At 61.4% G+C, this 23,534-nt stretch carries 5 protein-coding genes; 2 read left to right on the top strand and 3 right to left on the bottom strand.

Features of this window, described 5'->3' with window-relative positions; translation table 11 throughout:
- From VHO05_RS06875 to VHO05_RS06865, 3 genes are all read right to left on the bottom strand, one after another.
- Positions 1–942 (bottom strand): tetratricopeptide repeat protein (locus tag VHO05_RS06875; RefSeq protein WP_329645853.1); only part of this gene is annotated, 942 nt, incomplete at its 3' end.
- 1 nt (position 943) lies between these two features.
- Positions 944–1,717 carry a cephalosporin hydroxylase family protein gene (locus VHO05_RS06870; RefSeq protein WP_329645852.1) on the bottom strand — a complete coding sequence of 258 codons (774 nt, stop codon included), beginning with the start codon at positions 1,715–1,717 and terminating at the stop codon, positions 944–946.
- Between the two features lie 227 nt (positions 1,718–1,944).
- Positions 1,945–19,863, bottom strand: coding sequence for a calcium-binding protein (locus VHO05_RS06865; protein ID WP_329645851.1), 17,919 nt, complete (start codon positions 19,861–19,863; stop codon positions 1,945–1,947).
- A gap of 541 nt (positions 19,864–20,404) precedes the next feature.
- On the opposite strand from VHO05_RS06865, the gene VHO05_RS06860 reads away from it, so the two are divergent.
- Together VHO05_RS06860 and VHO05_RS06855 are read left to right on the top strand one after the other, a co-directional pair.
- Positions 20,405–22,114 carry a type I secretion system permease/ATPase gene (locus VHO05_RS06860; RefSeq protein ID WP_329645850.1) on the top strand — a complete coding sequence of 570 codons (1,710 nt, stop codon included), beginning with the start codon at positions 20,405–20,407 and terminating at the stop codon, positions 22,112–22,114.
- A complete protein-coding gene (locus VHO05_RS06855) occupies positions 22,111–23,523 on the top strand; it encodes an HlyD family type I secretion periplasmic adaptor subunit (protein WP_329645849.1) in 1,413 nt (470 codons plus the stop codon). Before VHO05_RS06860 ends, VHO05_RS06855 begins: the two co-directional genes overlap by 4 nt.
- Positions 23,524–23,534 lie beyond the last annotated feature (11 nt).

The raw sequence follows: 23,534 nt of genomic DNA, 5'->3' as shown, positions 1-23,534 counted from the left end.
GAAACGCTGGTACTCGGCGAAGATCTCCTCGGCGCTGCGATCCGGGTGGTAGTTCAGGCAGAACAGCAGGTTCGCGTGCGCCAGCGCGTAATCCGGCTTCAAAGCCAACGCACGGCGGAACAAAAACTCAGCATCCCCGTAACGAGACAGGTCCTTGCAGATGACGCCGAGGTTACTCACCCAGCGCTGCTCGTGCGGAGACAGCGCCATGGCGCGTGCTGTCGCCTGTTCCGCGGCCACGAAATGACCCATGCGCAGTTTCAATGCGCCGAGGTTGCCGTGTGCGAGCGCCGAGTTCGGGTCGATCTCAACGGCCTTCGCCAACAACGCGGCGGCTTCGTTGAACTTCTGCAGACCCATCAGCGTGGCGGCGAGATCGGACATGATGTCGGATCTTGCTGGGCGGAGGGCTATAGCCTTTGCAAGCGCCTGCTCGGCTTCTCCGTAACGATCCTGGCGCTGGAGTGCGATGCCGAGACCATGCCAGGCTTCCGCGTAGGACGGATTGGCCGAGAGGGCACTGCGGTAGTGTGTTTCCGCTTCGGCGTACTGCCCTTTGTCGCGAGCGATGTTGCCAAGATTATTGAGCGCCGGCGCAAATTTCGGATCGGCTTTCAGCGCCGCGCGATAAGCGGCTTCGGCCTCGGCCATGCGGCCAGCAGCGCGCAGAACGACGCCGAGATTGGCGTGAAATTCAGCTGTGTCCGGCTTGATCTCGATGGCCCGCCGGCCTGCCGTGATGGCCTGATCGAGCGCGCCGCCACGGTGGAGGGCGAGGCTCAAAATCTCCCAGCCCAGCGCTGAATCCGGTGCAAGGTCGGTTGCGAGCTGAGCCTCCGCGGCTGCCGTGGCTATATCACCGCGATCGAGCGCCGCCATGGCGCGCTGCAGGAGTGCCTCGCCGTCCGTGCTTCTCTTTTCGACGGGCTGGCTCTGCTGCATGTCAGGCCGATCCTCCGACCCGTCTCAGGAACCCTTTCGGCCAATACGTGACGCGTTCCGCGACCACGCCTTCATTGAATGGGAAGGCAGGCTCTTCGAGAACAAATTCAGGATGGCTGGCGGCAAACTCCGCGGCAGCGTCGAGCGGATTGTTCCAGTCCCAATCCGGGGCCGTACGCGGGGCGCCAACGACCTCTTTCATGATTCCGTCGGTCGCAACGATGTAGGAGCCTGGCGTCACCATCGGCCCATAGGCTTCGAGTTCGGCCAGGACGTGCTCTTTGGTGTGGTTGCTGTCGAGGAGGACGAGCACCGATTCGCCGGGCGCCACCAGACTGCGAACTTGGCTCACGACATCTGGGGCCACGGAACTCCCCTCGACCAAGGTGATCAGGGGCTTCATCTCGTGGGCTTCGATAGCAGCCCGATTGTGGGGGCGGATCTCGATGTCGATTCCGACGACGCGGCCTTTGCCCATGGCCTTGAACAGGCTGGCATAGAAAATCAGTGAGCCGCCGTGAGCGACGCCGGTCTCTACGATCACGTCGGGCTTCACCCGGTAGATCACTTCCTGGATGCGCAGCATGTCCTCGGGCAGCTGGATGACCGGGCGGCCCATCCAACTGAACGAATAGACATATTTTGCATCCCAGCCGCAGCGGACCCAGGCTTTCGAAACGAGGCGGAAGGCTTCGGCGCTGTCCATCTTGTGGATCGTTTCACCGTCCGGCCCATCGACAATCACAACGCCACGGGCCTCGTCGATCTTGAGCATGGAGATGAGCTGCCTTCTCGCGCCAGGAATGAGCCAGTCCTCGACCGCCGCGCCAAATCGAGGGAATCGGCACGCATAGTCGTGGAGACTTCCATCTCCATGCGATTTGGCTTGTCCCAACCTGAACGAAGCGGCCCCAAACAGACAAAGCGGCCGCATCTGGGATGCGGCCGCTCGACTTGTATCGTCTTCTTTTGACGAGGCCGGTCGAGGCCTCGCGTCTAGGGTTACACGTCCATGAACTTCGAGAAGTCGTAGGTCCACGGCGTGGTGCCGTTGGTCGTGATGATGCCGATGAGCGTGCCGCCAGAGGTGAAGTCGCCGTTCGCGCTGTAGTACAGCTCGCCGGTATCCTGCTGGTAGATGAAGCCACCCTTGCCACCCGTCGACAGGACCGTCGAGTGCAGCGCGCTGCTGTCGGCAACGGCCTTGATGTTGCCGTTGTTCACCAGCGTGCCCGTGGTGTCGTAGGTGTTGCCGTTGACGGTCGCGCTGGCGTCGGTGTCGAGGCCGATCTTATCGGCACCAGTGCCCATGTTCATGATGACCATGTGGCTGCCGGCCGAGTTCTGATCGAACACGAAGGTATCCGCGACGCTGCTGCCAGTGACGTGGTCGATGCCGCCGCCGCCGCGGATCTGGCTCGTGCCAGCCGAGACAGTGATGGTGTCGTTGCCCGCGCCGCCGATGATCGTCTCGACGTTGGCCACCGTGACCGTGTTGTTGTAGTCGCCCAGCGTCAGCTTGTCGTTGCTCGCTCCGAGATCGATCGAGCCGTTGACGATCTGAGAGTTGAACGTGATCGTGTCCGTTCCCGTGCCACCGATGACGGTTTCGACGTGTCCGATCGTCGCCGAGTTCGTGAAGTTGCCGAACGTCAGCTTGTCGTTGCCGCCAGCCAGGTCGATGTTGCCGTTCACGATCTGGGTTGCATACGTCACCGTATCGTTGCCGGAGCCGCCGAGGAGGCTTTCGACATTCGAGACCGTTCCCGTATTCGTGAAGTTGCCGAGCGTCAGGCTATCCGAAGCGGCACCCAGATCGACCGTCATCGACGTCGTGAGCGCGGAGCCCAGCGTGATGGTGTCGACATTCGCGCCGCCCGTCAGCGTCTCGACGTTGGATACCGTCGCAGTGTTGACGAAGGAGCCGAAGGTCAGCTTGTCGGCACCGGCACCGAGGTCGAACAGACCGTCGGCGACTGCCGTCGTCAGCGTGATCGTGTCGGCCGCAGAGCCACCGATGATCGTCTCCGTGTTCGCAACCGAGACCGTGTTGACGAAGTCGCCGAGCGTCAGCTTGTCCGCGCCATCGCCGAGGTTGATCGTACCCTTCGAGAACTGAGCCGCGATGGTGATCGTGTCGGCGTCTACGCCGCCGATGATCGTTTCGACGTTCGAGACGGTTGCCGTGTTTGCGTAGTCGGACAGCGTCAGCGTGTCGTTGCCTGCACCGAGGTCGACCGAGCCGTTCAAGAGCTGCGAGCCGTAGGTCACCGTATCGGTTGCCGTGCCGCCGACCACAGTTTCCACGTTGTACAGCAGCGCGGAGTTCGTGACGTTGGCGAAGGTCAACTTGTCGTTGCCCGCACCGAGGTCGACCGTCACACCGGTCGCCGCCGTGGTGTAGGTCACCGTGTCGGCACCCGTGCCGCCCAGGATCGATTCCACGTTGGAGACAGTGGCCGAGTTGGTGAAGTTGCTGAAGGTCAGGCTGTCGAATCCGGCACCCAGATCGATCGAGGCGTTGAGGGCCTGTGTCGAGATGGTGATGCTGTCGGAGTCGCTGCCACTGATCAGCGTTTCCACGTTGGCGACCGAGCCGTAGTTGGCAAGGTTGCTGAGGATCAGCTTGTCGGCACCAACGCCCAGGTTGACTGTATCGGTTGCACCGAGAGCCGTCGCAAGCGTGATGGTGTCGGCACCCGAGCCACCGACCAGCGATTCGACATTCGCAACCGTTGCCGTGTTGGTGAAGTCGCCGAGAGTCAGCGTGTCGTTGCTGTCGCCAAGGTCGATGGACGCATTCGAGACTTGGTTCCCGATCGTGATGGTATCAGCAAGCGCACCGCCGATGATCGTCTCGACATTGTTGACCGTGCCGGTGTTGGCGAAGTCGCCAAGCCGCAGAGTATCGCTGCCCGCACCCAGGTCGATGCTGTGCGAGCCGGTGAAGGCACTACCCAGCGTGACCGTATCGCTTGAGCTTCCGCCGACGAGCGTCTCGACATTCGCCACCGTAACAACGTTGGTGAAGTTGCCGAGCGTCAGCTTGTCGTTGCCGCCGCCGAGGTCGATGGTCGTGTCGGATGCCGCAGCACCCAGCGTGATCGTGTCGACGTTCGTGCCGCCCAGCAGGCTTTCGACGTTCGAGACCGTAGCCGTGTTGGCGAAGTTTCCAAGCGTCAGGCTGTCGGTTCCGGCCGCGAGATCGAACGAGGCGTTGACAGCCTGCGTCGCGATGGTGATCGCATCCGAATCCGTACCACCGACCAGCGTCTCGACGTTCGAGACCGATCCGACGTTGACGAAATCCGCCAGCGTCAGCTTATCGTTGCCGTTGCCGAGGTTGATGCTATCCGAGGCATTGAGCGCCGAGGTCAGGGTGATCGTGTCGTTGGCCGAGCCACCGATAAGGCTTTCGACGTTGGCAATCGTCACCACGTTCGCAAAATCACCCAGCGTCAGCTTATCCGCGCCGTCACCAAGGTCGACCGATCCCTTCGAGGAGAGCGTCGTGAGCGTGATGGTGTCAGCACCCGAGCCGCCGATGATCGTCTCGACGTTTGATAGTGAGCCAGTGTTGGTGAAGTTGCCGAGCTGCAGCGTATCGCTACCCGCCCCGAGATCGATCGAGATAGAGCCCGTGAGCGCACTGCCCAAGGTCACGGTATCGGCCAGAGCGCCACCGACCAGGGTCTCGACGTTGGAGACCGTGAGCGAGTTGACGAAGTTGCCAAGGGTCAACTTGTCCGAACCCGATCCGAGATCGATGATCGCGTCAGTTGCCGCGGCGCCGAGCGTGATGGTGTCGGCATCCGAGCCGCCTGCGATCGATTCCGCGTTCGAGATCGTCGCCGTGTTGGCGAAGTCGCCGAGCGTCAACGAATCCGTGGATCCGCCGAGGTTGATCAGAGCGTTCGACACCTGCGTGGCGAAGGTGATCGTGTCGACGTCGGCGCCACCGATCAGGGTCTCGACATTCGAGACCGAGCCCGTGTTGGTGAAGTCACCCAGCGTCAGCTTGTCGTTGCCAGCTCCCAAATTGATGATGCTCGAGCTGGTGAGGGCTGCGCCAAGCGTGATGGTGTCGTTGTCGGAGCCGCCGGTCAGTGTCTCGACGTTGGAGATCGTCACGGTGTTGACGAAGTCAGCAAGCACCAGCTTGTCCGCTCCATCTCCGAGGTCGATCGCGCCCTTCGAGATCTGCGTCGTGATTGTGATCGTGTCGTTAGCCGAGCCGCCGACAATCGTCTCCGTATTGGCCACCGTCGCAGTGTTCGCGAAGTCGCCCAAGGTCAGCGAGTCGCTCGATGCACCGAGGTCGATCGAGCCGTTCGACACCTGGCCCGAGTAGGCGATGGTATCGATACCCGTTCCGCCGATGAGCGTCTCGACGCCTGCCACGGTCGCCAAGTTCTCGAAGTTTCCGAGTGTGAGCGTGTCGCTACCCGAGCCGAGGTTGATAGTGGCACCGGAAGCCGCTGCCCGGAGCGTAATCGTATCGTTGGCCGAGCCGCCGAGGATGCTTTCGACGTTCGAGATGGTCGCCGTGTTGGCGAAGTCGCCGAGCGTCAGCGAATCCGAGCCGTTGCCCAGGTCGACCGAGCCGTTCGTGATACCGGTCGTGAAGGTGATGGTATCCGTATCGGCGCCGCCAACCAAGGTCTCTACGTTCGACACCGAGCCCGTGTTGGTGAGATCGGCCAGCGTAAGCTTGTCGCTTCCAGAGCCCAGGTCGATGCTGTTGCCGGAGGCCAGAGCCGAGCCGAGCGTGATCGTATCCGCCGCGCTGCCGCCGACGATGGTCTCGGCATCGGAGATCGTCGCGGAGTTCGCGAAATCTCCGAGCGTGATCTTGTCGTTGCCGGCGCCGAGGCTGAACAGGCCCTTCGAAATCAGGGTCTGAACCGTGATGATGTCGGCATCCGAGCCACCGATCAGTGTCTCGACGTTGGCGATGGTGCCTTCGTTGGCGACATCGGCCAGCGTGAGCGAGTCGAAGCCGGAGCCGAGGTTGATGTTGCTCGAACTTACGAGAGCAGAACCCAGCGTGATGATGTCGGACGAGTTGCCGCCGATCAACGATTCGACACCGGAGATCGTGGCGTTGTTGGCGAAGTTGCCGAGCGTCAGCTTATCCGATCCGCTGCCGAGATTGATCACAGCATCAACGAGCTGGCTCGATATCGTGATCGTATCGTTGTCCGACCCGCCGAGGATGCTCTCAGCGCCGGAAATAACCGCGCTGTTCGCGAAGTCGCCAAGCGTGACGCTGTCCGTGCCGGCACCGAGGTTGATGGTGCCGTTCTGGATCTGTGTCACGACGGTGATCGTGTCGTTGTCGGAGCCGCCGATCAGGGTCTCGACGTTGGAGACCGAGCCCGTGTTGGCGAAGTCACCCAGTGTCAGCTTGTCGGAGCCTGCGCCCAGGTCGATGCTGTTGCCAGAGGCCAGAGCCGAGCTGAGCGTGATCGAGTCGCCGGCGCTGCCGCCCACGATGGTCTCGACACCCGATACAGTCGCGACGTTGGCGTAGTCACCGAGCACGAGCTTGTCGTTGCCTGCGCCGAGTCCGATCAGGGCATTCGACAGCAGGGTATTGACCGTAATGGTGTCGGCATCCGAGCCGCCGGTGATGGTCTCGACGTTCGAGACCGTACCTTCGTTGACAGCGTCCGCCAGGATCAGCGTATCGCTACCTCCGCCGAGGTTGATGCTGCTCGACGAATCCAGTGCTGCCGATAGCACAACCGTATCGTTGTTGGCGCCACCGACGATGCTCTCGATTCCCGCCACCGTCACGACGTTGACGAAGTTGCCGAGTGTCAGCTTGTCGCTTCCGCTGCCCAGATCGATGCTGGCGTTGCTCAGCTGCGAGTGGATGCTGATGGTATCCGAGTCCGAACCGCCGATGAGCGTTTCCGTGTTCGAGACCGATGCCACGTTGGCGAAGTCACCCAACGTGACCTGGTCTGCGCCGTTGCCGAGGTCGATCGAGCCCTTGGACACGATCGTATCGAAGGTGATCGTGTCGGCGGCCGAGCCACCAATAAGCGTTTCGACATTCGAGACGGATCCCGAATTTGCGGCGTTGGCCAGGATCAACGTATCGGATCCCGAGCCGAGGTCGACGCTGACCGAGCCGGTCATGGCCGTACCCAGCGTGACGGTGTCGGCCGCCGAGCCACCCACCAGGGTGCCGACGTTTGACGCCGTCAGCGAGTTGGTGAAGTTGCCGAGCGTCAGCTTGTTGCTGCCCGCCCCCAGATCCACGAGGCCGCCTGTAATGGCCGTCGCGAAGGTGATCGTATCGGCATCGCTGCCGCCGATCAGGGTCTCTACGTTCGATACAGAACCGGTGTTGGCAACGTCGGCCAGCGTCAGCTTGTCCTCGCCAGCGCCCAGATTGATGCTGTCAGAGGTCGTTAGAGCCGTGGCCAACGTGATCGTATCGCTGGTGCTGCCGCCGACGATGGTCTCGACGTTCGAGAACGTCGCCGTGTTGGTGAAGTTGCCGAGCGTGAACTTGTCGTTGCCGTTGCCGAGGTCGATGGTCGCGCCGGACAGGCCAGTGCTTGCGGTGACAGTGTCATCGCCGGTGCCGCCCAGCACCGATTCGATGTTCGCAACCGACAGAACGTTGGCGAAGTTGCCGAGCGTCAGGGTGTCGGAGCCGCCACCGAGATCGATGTAGCCCTTCGAGATGAGGCTTGTCAGCGTGATGTTGTCGACGCCCGTGCCGCCCTGGATCGTTTCAACGTTCGCCACCGAGCCTTCGTTCGCGGTATCGGCAAGGATCAGCTTGTCGCTACCTGCGCCGAGATCGATGTCGCTTGCGGTCGTCAGGGCCGTGGCCAGGGTCACGGTGTCGTTGCCGGAACCACCCACGACGCTCTCCACGCCGGCGAGCGTGACGAAGTTCGTGAAGTTACCAAGCGTGACCTTATCGTCGCCGGCGCCCAGGTTGATGTAGGCGTCGGTCGCCGCCGTTGCCAGCGTGATGGTGTCGTCGTTGGTGCCGCCGACCACACTTTCGACGCGGGACAGCGTCGCCGTATTGGCGAAGTTACCGAGGACCAGCGTGTCGCTGCTGCCGCCCAGATCGATGGACGCATTCGAGACCTGATCCGTGACCGTTACCGTGTCGATATCGGCGCCGCCGATCAGCGTTTCGATACCCGCTACAGAGAGCTTGTTGGCGTAGTCGCTGAGCGTGAGTTTGTCGCTGCCCGATCCGAGATCGACCGAGGCATTCGTTGCCGGCGTTGCGAGGGTCACCGTGTCGGCGCCCGAGCCACCGACGATGGTCTCGACGTTATGGACAGTGACCGTGTTGGTGAAGTCGCCAAGGGTCAGCGTGTCGGCGCCCGAGCTGAGGTCCACCAGACCGTTCGAGATCTGGCTCGTGAAGGTGATGGCATCGATGTTCGAGTTGCCGGTGAGTGTCTCGACGTTGGCAACCGAGCCCGTGTTGGCGAAGGCGCCGAGGACCAGCGTGTCCTTGCCAGCGGCCAGGTCGATGCTGTTCGACGTCGTCAGCGCCTTCGAGAGCACGACGTAGTCCGCGGCCGATCCACCCGTGATGGTCTCGACGTTAGCGACCGTTACCGTGTTGGCGAAGTTGCCGAGCGTCAGCTTGTCGCTGCCGCCGCCGAGATCGATCGTGTTGTTGTTGTCAAGCGCAGATCCAATTGTGACGTCGTCGTCGCCCGAGCCGCCGATCAGCGTCTCGACGCGAGATACGGTCAGCGTGTTGTTGAAGTTTCCGAGCGTCAGCTTGTCAGCGTCTCCGCCGAGGTCCACGAGACCGTTAGAGATCTGCGTTGTCAGCGTGATCGTGTCGGTCAGACCGCCACCAATGACCGTTTCGATGTTGGCAATCGACGCCAGGTTGGAGAAATCGCCCAGCACGATCTTGTCCGAGCCGGAGCCGAAATCGAACGTGCCCTTGGAGACGACCGACGCAATCGTGATGGTGTCGTTGTCGCTGCCACCCGTGATGGTCTCCACGTTGGCCACGGTGCCGCTGTTGGCGAAGTCGCCAAGAGTGAGACTGTCATTGCCGCTGCCGAGATCGACGTAGGCATTCGACATCTGCGACGTGATGGTGATGACGTCGGCACCGTTGCCGCCGAGCAGCGATTCTACGTTGGCAATGGAACCCGCGTTGCCGGAATTGCCTAGCGTGAGGCTATCCGTGCCCGCTCCAAGATCAATGCTGCTCGAGCTTACGAGTATCGCGCCGAGCGTGATGTTGTCGCTGGTCGAGCCGCCGAGGAGGGTTTCGACATTCGATACCGTCGCCGTGTTGTCGAGGTCGGCGAGCACGAGTTTGTCGTTGCCGGCCTTCAGATCGATGCTGGCGTTTCCGTTGAGGCCCGTCGTCAGGGTCACGGTGTCTGCCGCGCCGTTACCGATGATGGACTCGACGTTGGCGAGCGTCACCGTGTTGGCGAACATGCCGAGCGTCAGGGTGTCATCGCCGCTGCTGAGGTCGATCGAGCCGTTCGAGATCTGGGCTCCCAGCGTGATGGTGTCGACATCAATGCCGCCGACGATCGTCTCGACATTCGAGACCGTTCCCACGTTGGTGAAGTCGCCCAGGATCAGCTTGTCGCCGCCCGCGCCAAGATCGATCAGATTCTTCGCAACAAGGGCGCTGCCGAGCGTGATGGTATCGGCGTCGCTGCCACCGGCCAACGTGTCGACGTTCGACACCGTTGCCGTGTTAACGAAGTTACCGAGGGTCAACTTGTCGTTGCCGGCGCCGAGATCATACGAGGCGTTCGAGGCCTGCGTCACGATCGTGATCGTATCGGTGCTGGAGCCGCCGATCACAGTCTCGACGTTCGCCAGAGAACCGGCGTTGCTGACGTCGGACAGCGTCAGACTGTCCGCACCGTTACCCAGGTCGATCGAGGACGACGTGGTCAGGCTCGAGCCGAGCGTCAGCGTGTCGGCCTCGCTGCCGCCGATGATGGTCTCGACGTTGGAGATCGTACCGCCGTTGGCGACGTCGGCCAGCGTTATCTTGTCGTTTCCGTTACCGAGGTTGATGCTGGCGTTGGCCGCGAGCGCCGTGGTGAAAGTCAGGGTCTCCGTTCCAGTGCCACCCACGACGCTTTCCACGTTGGCCAGCGTGGCGACGTTGGCTGCCGTCGTGTTCACGAACGTTATCTTGTCCTCGCCGCCACCAAGGTCGATCGAAGCGTTCGAGGCCTGGGTGCCGTAGGTGATGATGTCGGAGTCGAAGCCACCGATGATGGTCTCGACGTTGGAAATCGTGCCGGCGTTGGCGAAGTCACCCAGGACCAGCTTGTCGTTTCCAGCCTTGAGGTCGATGCTGTCGGTCGCGCTCGTGGCCGAGGCCAGCGTGATCGTATCCGCGTCGGAACCGCCGACGATGCTTTCGATGTTCGCCAGCGTCGCGACGTTGGCGAAATCGCCCAGTGTCAACTTGTCGATGCCGGCTCCGAGGTCAATCGAGCTCTCGGATGCGAGCGTGGCCAGAGTGATGGTCTCGGAGTTGCTTCCGCCGATCACGCTTTCGACGTTGGAGAGCGTCGCGCTGTTGGCAAAATTGCCGAAGGTTACCGTATCGATACCCGCGCCGAGATCGATCGATCCCTTGGAGATGGCGCTGCCAATCGTGATCGCGTCGACATCTGTGCCGCCAACGATGGTTTCGGTGTTCGATACCGTGACGGTATTGGTGTAATCGCCGAAGATGATCTTGTCGTTACCCGACCCGAGATCGATGATCTCGTTGCCGTTGAGCGCCGAACCGATCGTAATGGTGTCGTTGTTCGCGCCGCCAATCAGCGTTTCGAAGCCGACCACCGTCGCCGAGTTGACGAAGTCGCCAAGGATCAGCTTGTCACTGCCCGCGCCGAGATCGACGGAGCCATTGGACAATCTGGTGGCGTAAGTGATCGTGTCGGCTCCAGCACCACCAACGAGTGTCTCGACGTTCGAGACAGACCCAACGTTGGTGAAGTCGCCGAGCGTGAGGATGTCGTTGCCGGCCCCCAGGTCGATGCTGTTGTTCGAGGCCAGGGCCGACCCGATCGTCACCGTATCCGCAGCCGAGCCGCCGACAAGCGTCTCGACGCGCGAGACCGTGACGATGTTGGCGAAGTCGCCAAGTGTCAGCGTATCGTTGCCTGCCCCAAGGTCAATCGAGGCTTCGGAGGCCAGTGTTCCGAGCGTGATGGTGTCGTTGGCCGACCCGCCGTTGAGCGATTCGACGTTCGAAACCGTAGCCGTGTTGGCGAAATTGCCGAGCTGCAGCACGTCGCCGCCTGCGCCGAGGTCGATCGAGGCGCTGGAGGCGGCGGTCGACAGAGTGATGACGTCAGAATCGGAGCCACCGACGAGTGTCTCGACGTTCGAGACGGAGCCGATATTCCAGAAGTCGCCGAGCGTCAGCTTATCCGAACCCGTGCCGAGGTCGATGCGCATACCCGTGGTCAGCGCTTCTCCGAGCGTGACGGTATCGTTAGCGCTGCCACCGATCAGTGTCTCAATGTTCGAGACCGACACAACGTTGTTATAGTCGCCGAGCGTCAGTTTGTCCGCGCCCAGACCCAGATCGAGCGAGGCGTTGGAGATCTGAGAAACAAGCGTGATGCTATCCGCCGCCGCGCCGCCAGTGATGCTCTCGATGTTGGCGAGCGTAACCGTGTTGGCGAAGTCGGCCAGGGTGAGTGAATCCGCTCCCGAGCCAAGATCGATCGAGCCGTTCGAAATCCCGGTCAGGTACGTGATCGAATCCGCGCCGCTGCCACCGGTCACGCTCTCAATGTTCGAGAACGTCGCGGTGTTGGCGAAATCGCCCAGGATAACGGAATCAACACCGGCACCGAGATCGAACGTTGCGTTCGAAAGCTGCGTGGCAACGGTCAGCGTGTCGTTCGCAGAGCCGCCCGTGACCGATTCCACGTTCGAGATCGTGGCGGTGTTCACGAAGTTGCCGAGCTTCAGGACGTCTTCGCCTGCGCCCAAGTCAATCGAGGCGTGCGAGAGCTGCGTTGCGATCGTGAGCTCATCCGTGCTGGAGCCGCCGATCAAGGTCTCGACGTTCGAGATGGAGCCCGAGTTGGCGAAGTCTCCGAGCGTCAGCTTGTCCGCGCCGGCGCCCAGATCCAGGCTCACCGAGCCATCGATGGCCGCAGCGAGCGTGATGGTGTCCGCGTCCGAGCCGCCGATGAGCGTCTCGACGTTGGAGATCGTTGCGGTGTGGGCGAAATCGCCCAGGACCAGTTTGTCGTTGCCGCCGCCGAGATCGATGGAGCCGTTCGACAGGAGCGATCCGACCGTAACCGTGTCGTTGTCACCGCCGCCGACGATGGTTTCGACATTGATCGCAGTCAGCGTGTTGGCAACGTCGCCGAGCGTCAGCTTGTCGTTGCCGGATCCGAGGTCGACCGAGCCGCGCGACATTGCCGTCACGAGCGTGACAGTATCCGTGTCGCTTCCACCGATCAGGGTTTCGACGCCGCTCACCGTACCGGTGTTGGCGAAGTCGCCGAGGGTCAATTTGTTGGCGCCTCCGCCGAGATCGATGCTGTCACTGGCCGAAAGGGCCGTGGCCAGCGTGATCGTATCGGCGCCGGATCCGCCCAGAAGGCTCTCGACATTCGAGAGGGTCGCGACGTTGGCGAAGTTTCCGAGCGTCAACGAGTCGGACCCGCTGCCGAGATCGATGCTGGCCTTCTGCAGGACGGTCGAGACGGTCAGGGTATCGGCGTCGCTGCCGCCGATGATGGTCTCGACGTTGGCAACCGTTGCCGAGTTGGCGCCGTCGGCGAACGTCAGCTTGTCGTTGCCCGCAGCCAGGTCGATGGAGGCGTCGACGGCTGCCGCGCCGAGCGTGATGGTGTCGGCACCCGTTCCGGACGCCGTCAGCGTCTCGACGTTGGAGATGGTTGCCGTGTTGGAGAAGCTTCCAAGCGACAGGATGTCGTTGCCGGCCGCCAGGTCGATGCTGGCGTTGGACAGGATAGACCCAATTGTGACGTTGTCTGCAGCCGAGCCACCGGTGATCGATTCAATGTTCGAAACCGACAGCTTGTTGTCGAAATCGCCCAGGGTAAGCTGGTCGGACCCGCCACTGAGGTCGACCGAGCCATTGGAGACCTGGGTGGTGAAGGTGACGACGTCGTCGTCGGTGCCACCGATCAGCGTTTCAACGTTCGCAACGGAGCCCGTGTTGGCTGCGTTCTTGAGCGTCAGCTTGTCGGATCCTGCGCCAAGATCGATGCTATGAGAGGTGGTCAGGGCGCTATCGAACACGATCGTGTCGGCCCCCGAGCCACCGGTCAACGTCTCAACGTTCGAGACCGTCGCGCTGTTAGCGAAGTTGCCAAGCGTCAGGGAGTCGTTGCCGACGCCCAGGTCGATCTTGCCGTTGGCGATTGCCGTATCGATGACGATCGTGTCGGCGTCAGAGCCGCCGATGATGGTCTCGATGCCTGAGAGCGTAGCGGTATTCGCGAAATCGCCGAGCGTCAGCTTATCGCTGCCGCCGCCAAGGTTGATGGCCGCGTTGGACGCTTGCGACGCAAGGACAACGGTATCGCTGCCCGAACCCGAGATCAGCGTCTCGACACCGGAAGCCGTGACGTTGTTCACGAAGCTTCCGAGTGTCAGCTTGTCGTTGCCGCTGCCGAGGTCGATCGAGCCGTTGATTGCGGTCTTGAATGTGATCGTGTCGTTGCTCGAACCGCCGATCAGGGTTTCCACGCCCGAGATTGTGCCATTGTTGACAAAGTCGCCAAGCGTCAGGGTGTCCGCGCCCGCCGCCAGATCGATGCTCGTCGATCCGACGAGAGCCGTACCGAGGGTGATCTTGTCGTCGGCTGTGCCGCCGAGAATCGTTTCGACGTTCGATACCGTCGCAACGTTGGAGGAGTTCTTCAGCGTGAGGGTGTCCGCGCCTACGCCCAGATCGATGGACGCATTAGAAGCGGCCGACGTGAGGGTAATGCTGTCGGCGCCCGTGCCGGTGCTGAGAATGGTCTCGACGTTTGCAAGCGATCCCGAGTTATTGAAGTTGCCAAGCGTCAGCTTGTCGGCGCCGGACCCGAGATCCACCAATCCCTTGGTCAGGGCCGTGCCTAGCGTGATGGTGTCGGCGTCGGATCCACCAACAATCGTTTCGACGTTTTGGACGGTGGCGGTATTCGCGAAGTCGCCGAGCGTCAGGGAGTCGTTGCCGGCACCCATATTGAGCGAGGCATTCGAAAGCTGGCTCGCCAACGTGATCGTGTCGTTGCCCGACCCGAATGTGAGCGTTTCTACGTTCGCAATCGTTGCGCTATTGGACGAGTTGGAGAATACCAGCGCGTCGTTGCCTGCTCCGAGATCGATCGAACCTTTGACGATGCTGCCGCTCAGCGTGATCGTATCGTTGCCAGATCCACCAATGACCGTTTCGGTGTTCGCAATGGTCGCCTTGTTAGCGAAGTCTCCGAGCGTCAGCTTGTCAGCGCCCGCTCCGAGATCGATCGAGCCATTCGAGATCGCCGTTCCGAGCGTAATCGTGTCGGCGTCGGTGGCACCGATAAGGGTTTCGACGTTGGAAACCGATCCAGTGTTGGTATTTGCCGACAGGGTCAGCTTGTCGGCGCCGGCCCCAAGATCAATCGAATCTGAACTCGTCAGCGCCGATGCCAGCGTTATTGTGTCCATGCTCGAGCCGCCGACCAGCGTCTCGACATTCTTGACGCTCAGGCTATTGGCGAAGTTGCCGAGCTTGAGACTGTCCGCTCCCGCACCGAGATCGATGTTGCCGAGCGATACCTGCGTCGACATCGTGATTTCGTCGGCCAGCGAGCCACCGAGGACGCTCTCGACATTCGACAGCGAGCCCTCGTTCGCAAAGCCTCCGAGAGTGAGGGAGTCGTTACCCGATCCCAGGTTGATATTCATCGCCGTGGTGAGCGCAGAGCCCAGCGTGATGGTATCCGTCGATGCGCCGCCGACCACGGTCTCAACGTTGGCGACGGTCGCACTGTTCGTGAAGTTTCCGAACGTGATCTTGTCCGAGCCGACGCCCAGATCGATGGAGGCCTTGGAAGCCGACGAGACCAGCGTCAGCGTGTCGTTGGCCGATCCGCTGATGATGGTTTCGACTTCGGCGAGCGTTGCCGTGTTGGCAAAGTCGCCGAGAACGAGCTTGTCGGCCCCTCCGTTGAGGTCGATCGAGCCGTTGGACACCTGCGTGGCATAGGTGATCGAATCTGCGCCCGAGCCGCCGATCAATGTCTCGACGTTGGAGACAGAGCCGGCATTGGCGACGTTGGCCAGAGTGAGGATATCCTTACCCACACCGAGATCGATCGACGATCCCGAGGTGAGCGCTCCGGTCAACGTGATGGTATCGGCATTGGAGCCGCCGATGAGCGTTTCGACGTTGGCGACGCTGGCCGTATTGATGAAGTTTCCAAGCGTCAGCGTGTCGTTGCCCGAACCGAGATCGAAGGACGCCTTCGCGGCCTGCGAGAGCAGCGTGATCGTATCCGCGCCGCTGCCGCCCTTGATGTTTTCGACGTTGGAAAGCGAGCCTGTGTTGGCGAAGTTGCCGAGCGTCAGCGTGTCGGAGCCCGAACCCAGGTCGATAGCGTGAGACGTCGTCAACGCATCAGCAAGCGTGACCTTGTCATCAAGCTTTCCGCCCGCGATGGTCGCGACATTCGAGACCGTCACTTCGTTGCCAAAAGCGCCAAGCGTCAGCTTGTTGCTGCCGGCGCCAAGGTCGATCGTCGATTTAGCAAGCGTGCTCAGCGTGATCGTGTCGTTGGCCGAACCGCCGAGGATCGATTCGATGTTGGCAAGCGTCGCGGTATTGGCCGCATCGGCGAGCGTCAGCTTGTCGGTTCCGCCGGCGAGATCGATGCTGCCATTGGAGAGCGCCGTGGACAGCGTGATCGTGTCGGCACTCGTGCCGCCGATAACGGTTTCCACATTGGTCAACGTGCCAATATTCTCGCCGTTCTTGACGCTGGCGAGCGTGATTGTGTCCTTGCCCGCGCCAAGATCGATGCTCTGATCCGTCGTCAGCAGTCCAACGAAGGTGAGTGTGTCGTTGGCGGAGCCGCCCAATAGCGATTCGATATTCGCGACTTTGCCCGAATTGGCGACGTTGGCGAGGATCAGGGTGTCATTGCCACCCTTGAGGTCGATGGTCCCGTTGTTCAGCGCGCCGCCGAGTGTGATGACGTCGGACGCGCTGCCGCCGTACAAGACTTCGACGCCGCTCGCGGAACCGGTGTTGTTGAAATCGCCCAGTGTGAGCGTGTCGGTGCCACCACCGAGATCGATCGACTGCCCGGAGAACTGGCTCTTCAACGTGATGTTGTCGGCGCCGCCGCCGCTGATGATAGTTTCCGCATTGGAAATTGTCGCCGTGTTTCCAGTGCTTCCGAGCGTGATGATGTCGTTTCCTGCGCCGAGGTCGAACGACGCGCTCACCGCCTTCGTGCCGATGACAATGGTGTCGTTGGCCGATCCGCCAACCAAAGTCTCGACGTTCGAGAACGTTCCCTTGTTGGCGAAGTCGCCGAGCGTAATCTTGTCATCGCCAGCGGCGAGATCGACTGTGCCGTTGGACACCTGAGTCAGAAGGGTGACCGTATCGGCCTTCCCGTTGCCGATGAGGGTCTCGACGTTTGATAGTGAGCCGGTGTTGACGAAGTTTCCGAGCGTCAGCTTGTCCTTGCCGGCACCCAGATCAATGGTTTGGCCTGTCGTCAGAGCCGCACCGAAGGTGAGGGTATCCATGTCGGAACCGCCGAGCAGCGATTCGATATTTGCGACACCGCCCGTGTTCTTGAAGTCACCCAGAATAAGCGTGTCGTTGCCCAAGGCCAGGTCGACGGAGCCATTGGAAAGTGCGGCGCCAAGGGTGATGGTGTCGGTCGAGCTGCCGCCGATGAGCGTTTCGACGCCGGCTGCAGAGCCGATGTTGGTGAAGTCGCCGAGCGTCAGCTTGTCTGCGCCCTTGCCCAGATCGACGCACTGAAGGACGGAGGTCAGTGTGACGTTGTCCGTACCGGAGCCGCCGATGACGGTTTCGGCGTTGCCGACCGTTACGGTGTTCGAGAAGTTGCCGAGCGTCAGCTTGTCGGTGGTGCCCGCACCGAGATCAAGAGTGACTTTCGCCGCGGCTGTACCCAGGGTGATCGTGTTGCCGGCCGAACCAGCGACCAGGCTTTCGATGTTCGAGATGGTCAGCGTGTTGGCGAAGTCGCCGAGCACGAGCTTATCACTGCCGACGCCGAGATCGACAGATCCATTCGAAATCTGCGCGGTAAATGTGATCGAGTCGTCGCCGGTGCCGCCGACAATGGTTTCGACGCCGGATACGGTGCCTGTGTTCGTAAAGTTACCGAGAACCAGCTTGTCCGCGCCAGCGCCCAAATCGATCGACGTATTGGTGCTAAACGCGCTGCCGATGCTGACAGTGTCATTCGCGGTGCCGCCGACGATCGTCTCGGTGTTCGACACCGTGACCACGTTCGCGAAGTTGCCCAGTACGAGTTTGTCGTTCCCGCTTCCGAGGTTGATCGTCGAGCGCGACGCGATCGTCGAGAGGGTGATGGTATCGGCGTCCGAACCGCCGAGCAGGCTCTCGATGTTTGAGAGAGTGCCCTCGTTGACGAAGTTGCCAAGCGTCAAGCTGTCGGTACCCGCACCCAGATCGATGCTCTGCCCGGTAGTCAAGGCGCTGCCGAGCGTGACGGTATCGGCGCTGGCGCCGCCGACGATGGTTTCAACGTTGGAAACCGTGCCGATGTTGATCAGCTTCGACAGAACGAGCTTGTCGGCTCCGGAACCGAGATCGACAGATCCTCTTGAAAGCGACGACGTGAGCGCGATGGTGTCGGTGTCCGACCCGCCGACGATCGTTTCAACGTTGGCGACGCTGGCCGTGTTGGCGGCGTCCGCAAGGACAACCTTATCGCTGCCCAGACCAAGGTCGATCGAACCGTTCGACACCTGAGACGAGAACGTAATCGTGTCGCTCTTGAGTGCGCCGATGACCGTTTCGACGTTGGCGACCGAGCCGTTGTTGTCAAACGCACCGAGTGTGAGCTTGTCGCTTCCAGCGCCGAGATTGATTTCCTGCGAAGTCGTGAGCACGGCGCCGAGCGTGACCTGGTCACCCAGGCTACCGCCGATCACGCTTTCAATGTTGGAGACCGTCACAACGTTGGCAAAGTCGCCGAGCTTGACTGTATCGCTACCTTCTCCGAGGTCGATCGATCCCTTCGAAACGATCGCGCCGAAGGTCAGCGTATCGGAATTCGAACCGCCGATGATGGTCTCGACGTTCGAGACAGAACCCTCGTTGACGAAATTACCGAGCGTGAGCTTGTCGTTTCCGCCGCCCAAGTTGATGGTCGTGGCGGACGAAAGGGCGTTGCCGAGCGTGACCGTGTCGGCGCCCGTGCCACCGATGACAGTCTCGACGTTCGAAACGGTGAGCGAATTCGCCGCGATGTTGCTCAGGGTGAGCTTGTCCATGCCCGCGCCGAGATCTACCGACGCCTTGGCTGTCATCCCGAGGACAATCGTGTCGCTGGCCGAGCCACCGACGAGCGTCTCGACGTTTGCAACCGTCGCCGTGTTCGCGAAATCACCCAGGGTCAGGGCATCGGCGCCACCGCCAAGATCGACCGATCCGCTCGAGATCTGCGAGAGCACCGTGATGGTGTCGGCGCCCGTGTTGCCGATTATGGTTTCGACGTTGGAGACGGATCCGGTGTTGGTGAAGCGTCCGAGCGTGAGTGTGTCGAGGCCGGCGCCGAGGTCGATGGACTGCTCGGTCGTCAGTGCTCGTGCGAGCGTCAGCGCGTCGGAGCTCGAGCCGCCGATCACGCTTTCAACGTTCGAAACTGTAAACGCGTTGGCAAAATCGCCCAGCGCCAGCTTGTCATTGCCCGATCCCAGATCGACCGAGCCGCGCGTGAACACTGCGCCGATAGTGATGGTGTCGGCGTCAGAACCGCCGATGATCGTCTCGGTGTTCGTGATCGTACCGGTGTTGGCGAAGTCGCCGAGCGTCAGCTTATCCAGGCCGCCGCCGAGGCTGATGTTCGCTGCCGTCGTGAGCGCGGTGCCCAGATTGAGCGTATCCAGGCCGGTGCCGCCGACGATCGTCTCCACGTTAGAGACCGTTGCCGTGTTGGAATAGTTTCCGAGGACCAGCTTGTCGCTGCCGTCTCCAAGGTTGATAGCAGCCTTAACGGTTGCGGTGGCGAGCGTGATGGTGTCGCCCGCAGAGCCGCCGACGATCGTTTCTACGTTCGAGACGGTCGCGGAATTCGCGCCGGCGTCCGAGAACGTGACGGTGTCGTTGCCAACGCCGAGGTTGATCATGCCATTCACCATCTGCGTGCTGATGGTGATGTTGTCGGCCCCCGATCCGCTGATGATGGTTTCAACGTTGGAGACGGATCCAACGTTGGCGAAGTTACCGAGCGTGAGCTTGTCCTTGCCGACGCCGAGATCGATCGACTGAGTGTTCGTGAGGGCGGTGGTGAGGGTGATGGTGTCGACGGCGCTGCCGCCGATGATCGTTTCGGTATTCGCGATCGAGGCGCTGTTCGCGAAATTCCCGAGCACCAGGGCGTCGTTTCCGCCGCCCATGTTGATCGTCATCTTGGCGGCCTGACCGGCCACCGTGATCGTCGAAGCGCCCGCGCCGTCGAGAACACTCTCGATGTTCGAGATGGTCACCGTGTTGGCCGAGTCCGACAGGGTCAGCTTGTCGCTACCGGCGCCGAGGTCGACGCTCCCGTCCACGACCGGACCAGTCACCCTTACGGTGTCTGTCGACGTGCCGCCGATCAACGTATCGACGCTTGCGGACGTATACGTGTTCGCCTTGCTCTTATTAGGCAACGTGACGACAGCCATTTTCGACCCCGAATTATCGTTTCCCGCTTACCGCAAGAACGTCCCCACCAAAAACCAAGACCCCACCGGCAATCGCCTCTCGATCACTTTTCGGGCTGCGCATTCGACCCTTTTCGACTTGCAGCTACCGTTGACCCAATAAGGCACACCCATTACGGGCTTTTTCACCGTACGCATCCCAATTAAATGCATTGATATTATTTCTATTTGGTAAACTACGGGAAATATGTGGAAACAACACCATCAATTAAACTGCTAATTGAAAGCAGCTATTCGCAACGCTCTAGTAACAGTTTATGCTGCTGCCATAGCTTGCTGACTCTTCTGCCTTTTTTTGTTGCCTAGGCAAGCCCTCGAAAACGACTACAAAACATCGTCATTTCGAGTTGAATATGAATCTTATTTCCGCTCCCATTTGTCGTCCTGGAGCGCCAGCAGATGCATCTACTTCTTGTTGATGCGGACGACATAAAACCTGAGTAGTGTGCGTCATTGTTCGCGTCCGTGATTCTCCTCCAGCGGAAGAGCATGTTTCAATCAAATGACGCGCAATCTCTTGCCTGTTTTCAGGTCCGGGCTTTCCGGCTATAAACGCTTTCTTGTATGGGCGGCTGGTTTCAGCGTTTTCGTGAATGCGCTGACGCTCTCAATCCCACTCTATACAATCCAGGTGTTCGACCGCGTCCTACCCAGTGGCAGCGGCGCGACGCTGATCGTCCTGACGGTCGCGGTTCTGGGCGCCATCGCCGCGGCGAGCGCTCTCGAGGAGATCCGGGCCAGGTTGCTCGTGGCACTCGGTGTTCAGTTCGACGCGCAGTTGTCGACGCAGCTCTTCGAACGCCTCGTGGAACGTGACGGCGACGTGCCAGGCGCGACGAAGGGAGCGGTCGTCCGCGATCTCGATACCGTCCGTCATGCCGTAACAGGCAGCGCGATCATCACGCTCTTCGATCTGCCCTGGACGCCTTTGTTCCTGTGCGCCTGCTTCTATCTTCACCCCGTGCTTGGCATGATCGCGCTCTTCGGCGCGCTGCTGGTGATGGGGCTGGCCGCACTGAACCAGATCCTCGTTGGCCGCAAGATCGGCGAATCGTCGAGGCTCACGGAACAGAGCTACAGGATGACGGAAGGCGTGCTCGGAAACGCCGAAACCGTGCGCGCCATGGGGATGCTTCCGGAATTGTCGCGCCGTTGGGCCGATGTCCGTGTCCGCGGCATCGGCCTGCAAGCCGAGGCCAGTGCGCGAAACTCCGGAATTTCTAGCGTTATCAAATTTGTACGCTATGCCCTTCAGGTTCTGATCATGGGCGCCGGTGCCTGGCTCGCCGTCGAGCGCGAGATTTCGCCGGGTTCGCTGTTTGCGGCCTCGCTCATCTGCACGCGTGCGCTGATGCCGGTGGACCAACTCGTCGGCGTGTGGCGGCAGATCCTTGCGGCCTGGGACGCGCTCGGACGCGTCGAAGCGGTTCTGGCGACCCCCGCACGGCCAAGAACGATGGAGCTTCCCGTTCCCGAGGGACGGCTTTCGGCGGAAGGCGTGTCTTATACGGTTCCCGGTGGACGCGCGGCCGTCTTGAGCGACATCTCCTTCGCCGTCCAGCCTGGCGAATCACTGGGCATCGTTGGGCCCAGCGCCGCCGGAAAGTCCACGCTGGCTCGTCTTCTTGTCGGCGCGATCAAGCCTGACTCTGGTAGCATCCGGCTTGATGGGGCTGAAGTCTGGTCGTGGGGCCGCAGCCAGTTCGGCGAATTCACCGGCTACGTTTCGCAGAACATCGAACTTTTCGAAGGTACGATTGCCGAAAACATCGCCCGCTTTCGCCAGGCAGATCCGCAGGCGATCGTGGCGGCGGCCCGGCTTGCCGGCGTGCACGACATGATCCTCGGTTTCCCCCAAGGCTACGACACGCGGCTTCTTGCCTCCGGCGCTCCGCTCTCCGGCGGCCAGCGTCAGCGGCTCGCGCTCGCACGCGCCGTGTTCGGAGATCCCAAGCTGGTCGTGCTGGACGAACCCAACTCTAATCTCGATGGCGACGGCGAGGCGGCTCTGCAAAACCTGCTCGCCATGCTCAAAGCCCGGCGCACGACCGTCGTCATGATCGCTCATCGGCCCAGCATGCTGGTCTCTCTCGACAAGGTGCTCGTGCTTACCAATGGCACTGTTGCCGACTTCGGTCCCGTCGAACGGGTGATGCCGCGCATCGCGCCCGGCTTCCCGGTCGCCCAGAAACGCATTGCGGAGCGCGCATGAGACAGGCGTTGGCAAAACTCGAGCTTCTCAAGGCGGAATTCTCCCAGGCTGCAGGATCGCAAGCCGGAGATCCGCCCAAAATGACGGTTCCACCGGCGCTTCCGCCGCCTCCGACCGGCACCGACTTCCGGCAAGCGGGCCATCTCATCAAGGTCGGCGTCGGCATCGCTATCGGGTTCTTCGGCTTTCTCGGCGGCTGGGCCGCGCTCAGCTCCATCGAGAGCGCTGCCATTACTTATGGCGTCGTTGCGGCCGATGGAAACCGCAAGGCCGTGCAGCATATGGACGGCGGCATCGTCAGCGCCGTTCTTGTCAAAGAGGGCGAATTCGTCGGTCAGGGGCAGGAGCTGCTTCGGCTGGATCAGCTTCAGCCGCGTGCGGCTCTCGAGATCCAGAGCGCAACCGTCACCACGCAAACCGCCGTCCTGGCGCGCCTCGAGGCGGAAGCAGCCAAGCGCGATGCGATCGACTTTCCGGCCTCGCTCATCGAGCGCCGCGACGAACCGTCGGTCGACCAGCTCCTCACCTCGCAGACCCAAATTTTCGAGGCGCGGCGTCGAGCCAATCAAAATCAAGTCGGCACCATTCGCGAGCAGGTGAAGCAAGCCAAGAGCCAGATCGAGATCTTCCAAGGTCAGGCGAAATCCGCCGACTATCAGTATCGCATGGTCAACGAAGAGCTTGGCCCGAAACAGATGCTCTTCGACAAGGGCTACGCGACGAACTCCGCCGTGATGCAGCTCAAGCGGGCGGCCGCAGCGCTTGATGGGCAGAAGCAGGAATATCTCGGGCATATCTCGCGGCTCGAGCACCTCGTTGGGCAGCTCGAGAACCAGATCAGCCAGATCGAAAGCGACTTCCGGTTGAAGATCGCCCAGGAAATCGAAGACGCACGCAACAAGATCTCGGATGCCGCCGAACGCGAGCGCGTCGCCAAGGATTCGCTGGCTCGCACGGCCATCCGTGCGCCGGTCAGCGGCTACGTGCTCGGCCTCAGCGCCAACACCGTCGGCGGGGTCATCGGCAAGGGCGAACGCCTGATGGAAATCGTGCCGGCCGAATCGGGCATCGTCATCAAAGGACAGCTCAAACCGTCGGACGCGATGGAAGTCCATGAAGGCATGCACGCCGAGCTTCGTGTTCTAACGGCTCAGGGACGCCGTCTCCCGGTTGTGCATGGAACCGTGCGCAATCGCTCGGCGGATGCGCGGGCCGATCCCGAAGGAAAGGCGCTCTACTTCGATGTCAGCGTGGATATCAACCCGTCGGAGCTCAAGACCCTCGGCAACGTCAAGCTGACGCCGGGCACACCGGTCGAAGTCATCATCCCGACAGGCTCGCGCACGGTCCTCGACTACATACTCGAGCCGCTGACCATGTCGATGCGCCATGGCCTGCGAGAGAAATAACTGTAGCTACT

This window comes from Hyphomicrobium sp., assembly GCF_036262015.1.
Taxonomy (GTDB): Bacteria; Pseudomonadota; Alphaproteobacteria; order Rhizobiales; family Hyphomicrobiaceae; genus Hyphomicrobium_C.
This window is presented reverse-complemented; position numbering and strand designations above follow the sequence as displayed.

Bases quoted from the DNA above. Each gene is read 5' to 3' on its own strand.
- VHO05_RS06870 (WP_329645852.1), bottom strand. From the start codon at position 1,717: ATGCTCAAGATCGACGAGGCCCGTGGCGTTGTGATTGTCGATGGGCCG.
- VHO05_RS06865 (WP_329645851.1), bottom strand. From the start codon at position 19,863: ATGGCTGTCGTCACGTTGCCTAATAAGAGCAAGGCGAACACGTATACG.
- VHO05_RS06860 (WP_329645850.1), top strand. From the start codon at position 20,405: ATGACGCGCAATCTCTTGCCTGTTTTCAGGTCCGGGCTTTCCGGCTAT.
- VHO05_RS06855 (WP_329645849.1), top strand. From the start codon at position 22,111: ATGAGACAGGCGTTGGCAAAACTCGAGCTTCTCAAGGCGGAATTCTCC.